This is a genomic window from Bacillus sp. P4_D3, from assembly GCF_056401855.1.
Genome location: NZ_JBFUIN010000652.1, coordinates 1 through 1,736, shown reverse-complemented (window position 1 = coordinate 1,736; position 1,736 = coordinate 1). Strand labels below are relative to the sequence as shown.

Sequence of the window (1,736 nt, the reverse complement as noted above, 5' to 3'; positions counted from 1 at the left end):
AATATAGAGAGCATAAGCAAAAAGAGTTAGGATTCACAAACTTAACGATAAGTTAGTTGGTGGAAGTATGCGATCTAGGCGATTTAAACATGGTGATCGAGTGAAAATAAATATTAATAAATCGGTATCACCTGAAATGATTGCATGGCTTAATAAACAAACTAATCCAACTAATTTCTTTTTCTTTGCAGCGCAGCAATTATTTAAACAAGTAGGAGATATTGATGTATCGAAAGCCTTGCCAAGTAGTCATGTTTTTTCTTTATATGTAGAACCGCCATCTCTACTAAAAGTTGAAGTGAATCCATTTAAAAACGTACCACTAGAAAATAGTAAATCCACCGAAAATGTAAAAAAAAAATCGTGGGAATCTGTTGATCAGTTAGATTGTCCATTCTTTTGAACATAGAAAAATATAGGTAGAGCCCATCACTATACATAAGAATGCAGTGATGGGTTTTTGTTATTGTATCGTAATCATTATAAATAGAAGGGACAAAAAAATTTGTGCCCCTTCTAATAGTTGTTCTTATCTTATATGGGATATATGTTCTGAAACTGCTTTAATAATTTTATCCCAGTCATCTGGATGATTCTCGTGTCCTGTACCTTCAAGGGGGAATAGCTTTGAGTTCGGAATTTCATCAATAAGTGCGAGTCCATGTTCAAGTGGAAGAGCTGTATCRTCCGTACCATGAATTACTAAAGTAGGTACTAGTAATGACTTAAGTATACCTTCATAAGAATCATCACCTGTAAGGAGGGCATGGTTGAACATGCTTAATAAATTGTTGGCACGTTCTATTTCTTGCTTTACTTGTTTCAAAGTTCTTGCTTCATCAAATATACGCTTTGATCCACAGAGTAGACGTGATCCTGTAACTAAATATTTCGCTATAACATCTTTATTTGTCCAATCTAAATTCGCACCATTAGCATGATGTGTCAAAATTCTTTCATCCATTGGAGGCAAATCACGAGTATTGTTATCAGATCCAATAACGCTTGTTGCTAGTAATGTTAAGGACAAAATTCTTTCTGGGTGTTTTACTGCAGCAATTTGAGCAATCATACCTCCTAATGACATGCCCAGAAGGTGTGCCTTGTCAATATGATATGCATCGAGTACCCCGATTGCATCCTCAGCCAGGTCAGCTACAGTGTAATTGGAAGTCCCAGGCTCATATGTAACAGAGCGCCCAACATCACGGTTATCATAGCGAATGACAAATCTTCCTGTGCTAGCCAACCTTTCACAAAATTCTTCAGCCCAATAAACCATTGAACACGTAGCTCCCATAATTAATAATATTGCTGGATTATTAGGATTGCCAAAGCTTTCTGTGCATATATCAATACCGTTTACTTTGAAAACTTGTTCACTCATAGTACACTCTCCGTTTCATTAATAATTAAAGAAAATATAACTTTGGGTGTTTCTTAGCCGTAAACTAGATTGTATTAAAGTTAAGTACATGCCTTTTGCACTCATGATACTTAATTAGTAGAGATAAATATCACCTCCAAACATATTTATTGTCATTCAAGGCGAAAAATTTTGAAAAATAATTGTTTGTTATTAAAATAAACAGCAAGGGGGCGAGGAAATGAAAGCAATTGTTATTAATCAATATGGTAGTGTTGAAGAATTACAAGAAAGACAAGTTCCAAAGCCAGTTGTTAAATGTAATGAAGTATTAATACGCATACACGCAACATCTGTCAATCCTGTTGAT

Annotated in this window: 2 protein-coding genes and 1 pseudogene; 2 read left to right on the top strand and 1 reads right to left on the bottom strand. The window is 34.9% G+C overall.

Annotated features, from left to right (window positions below):
• The first annotated feature begins 67 nt into the window (after positions 1-67).
• Positions 68-403, top strand: coding sequence for a hypothetical protein (locus tag AC1DTM_RS25220; RefSeq protein WP_016105037.1), 336 nt, complete (start codon positions 68-70; stop codon positions 401-403).
• 126 nt (positions 404-529) lie between these two features.
• On the opposite strand, the gene mleBCA is transcribed toward AC1DTM_RS25220, so the two are convergent.
• The gene (gene mleBCA, locus AC1DTM_RS25215) at positions 530-1,387 is read right to left on the bottom strand and encodes a BCA family alpha/beta fold macrolide esterase (RefSeq protein WP_016105036.1); all 858 of its coding nucleotides are present in this window, start codon (positions 1,385-1,387) and stop codon (positions 530-532) included.
• Between the two features lie 220 nt (positions 1,388-1,607).
• Here mleBCA and AC1DTM_RS25210 point away from each other — a divergent pair.
• Positions 1,608-1,736: pseudogene (locus AC1DTM_RS25210) on the top strand (NADP-dependent oxidoreductase); the annotation flags it as partial.

Coding starts and splice junctions, on each gene's coding strand:
- AC1DTM_RS25220 (WP_016105037.1), top strand. CDS start 68: ATGCGATCTAGGCGATTTAAACATGGTGATCGAGTGAAAATAAATATT.